2 protein-coding genes are annotated in these 2112 nt (G+C 45.6%); both read left to right on the forward strand.

Annotated elements, in window-relative coordinates:
* The first annotated feature begins 368 nt into the window (after positions 1-368).
* A complete protein-coding gene (hbs, locus tag OGM63_RS02080) occupies positions 369-653 on the forward strand; it encodes a non-specific DNA-binding protein Hbs (protein WP_263743842.1) in 285 nt (94 codons plus the stop codon).
* 26 nt (positions 654-679) lie between these two features.
* Entirely contained in the window at positions 680-1837 is a 1158-nt protein-coding gene (gene cobD / locus OGM63_RS02085; protein ID WP_263743843.1) for a threonine-phosphate decarboxylase CobD, read from the forward strand.
* Positions 1838-2112: the final 275 nt, after the last annotated feature.

Below are 2112 nucleotides of genomic sequence, written 5' to 3' on the forward strand. Positions count from 1 at the left end.
AGAATAAATAATTTACTTTGTCTCGCACTCCCCCCCTCCCCCACTCCTCCCCTCCTCCCCTCCCCCTCTCCCCCCCTCCCCCTCTCCTCTCATAACTAAGTATTTATTCCTAGTTTTTAGTCAAACAATCGCTTTATAAAAAGAAAAAATGCCGAAATCTATATAAATTAATGGTTTCATCTATCCACATCAGGCTACTACACCTTAGAATGATTCTTTGAAAAGTGCAGTCTACAGGATTTACAGGCATTTTATGTGGAATGCTCCCAAAGTCCGCTTTTTGTAAGTCTCGAAACAGAGATTTACGCTTGTGATGCGCTCATGAGCGTGTCCGTAGACAATCGAAAATAAACTTCAAGGAGTTTCACATGAACAAAGGTGAATTAGTTGATGCGGTGGCTGAAAAGGCTAGTGTGACGAAGAAGCAAGCTGATGCTGTCTTAACTGCGGCGTTGGAAACTATTATCGAAGCTGTCTCTTCTGGTGATAAGGTAACGCTGGTGGGCTTTGGTTCGTTTGAATCACGCGAACGTAAAGCTCGTGAAGGTCGCAACCCGAAAACAAACGAAAAGATGGAAATTCCAGCAACCAAGGTTCCTGCTTTTTCCGCTGGCAAAATGTTTAGAGAAAGAGTTGCACCCCCAAAAGTATAAATTCTTTTTTAGGAAACTCTTTTTTTATGCGGCAAAGAGCACACGGGGGAAATTTAACTTGGGCAGCAGCACTGGCTGGCTGTCCCCCTAGTGCTATTCTGGATTTTTCTGCGAGCATTAGCCCTTTGGGACCTCCAAACAGCGCGATCGCTGCTATTACATCTCAATTGGGTAATATACAGCACTATCCAGACCCCGATTACAGTGAACTGAGACAGGCTCTGGGTCACTTCCATCAATTGCCGCCTGAATGGATTCTGCCGGGTAATGGTTCGGCAGAATTACTTACGTTATCAGGTAAAGAATTTTCACAACTAGCCGCAACAACTTTAATTACTCCAGCTTTTGGCGATTATTACCGATCGCTTGCGGCATATGATGCCAAAGTGCTGGAGTGTCCGATTGATTTGAAGGGAGGAGGGGGAGAGGGGGGGACAGGGAGAGGGGGGGACAGGGAGGACAAGGAAAAATTTCTCCTCCACTCCTCCACACCACGCTTCCTCCACTCCCCCCCGGACCCACTCCTCCACTCCTCCCCTCCTTCAAGAAGCGGGTTACTCCTGAATAATCCGCACAACCCAACGGGTAAGCTGTTTTCGGTAGAAGAAATTTTGCCTTACTTGGAACAGTTTGCTTTGGTGGTGGTGGATGAAGCGTTTATGGATTTTCTGCCTCCGGATGAGGAACAAAGTCTAATTCCGCTAATTCGGAAATATCCGAATTTGGTGGTTTTGCGATCGCTAACAAAATTTTACAGTCTGCCTGGACTGCGACTCGGATATGCGATCGCTCACCCGGAGCGCTTGTCTAAATGGCAGTTGTGGCGTGACCCTTGGCCCGTTAACACTTTAGCAGCAGCAGCGGCAGTTGCTGCACTCGGCGATCAAGAGTTTCAGTCTGCAACCTGGGAATGGCTACCACCTGCACGAAACCAACTCTTTCAGGGTTTAGCTAAATTACCAGGGTTGCAACCTTTGCATAGTGCTGCTAATTTTTTACTTGTTGAGTCACAACAATCTGTCTGCCAATTGCAAGAACAATTGCTTAAGGAGTATCAGATTTACATTCGCGATTGTCTTAGTTTTAAAGAATTAGGCGATCGCTACTTCCGAGTTGCTGTACGCTCTAAATCAGATAACCAACGTTTACTAACAGCGCTCAAAGCATTAGTCAAACAATTTTAGATTTGAGATGAGTGGATTTAACCCATCCACTCATAAAATGAGGCTTGAGGATTTTGGATTGGGTATCCAAAGTCCTTGGCTCCAAAATCTAAAATTCCAGATAATTGGGCGAATAGAATTCGCTACTACACAAACAAAGTCCACCTCCGTGGACTTAATGAAAAAACCTGCGGAGGCAGGTTTCGTCTGTGTAGCCGCGAATTCTATTCGCCAGGAGTGAGTAAAATCTGACTTAATGAAACAACCTGCGGAGGTAGGTTTCCTCACAAACAAAG

Source organism: Plectonema radiosum NIES-515 (genome assembly GCF_025753815.1).
Lineage (GTDB): Bacteria > Cyanobacteriota > Cyanobacteriia > Cyanobacteriales > Nostocaceae > Hassallia > Hassallia radiosum_A.

Excerpts from the sequence above, each read along its gene's own strand:
- cobD (WP_263743843.1), top strand. The coding sequence starts at position 680 with ATGCGGCAAAGAGCACACGGGGGAAATTTAACTTGGGCAGCAGCACTG.
- hbs (WP_263743842.1), top strand. The coding sequence starts at position 369 with ATGAACAAAGGTGAATTAGTTGATGCGGTGGCTGAAAAGGCTAGTGTG.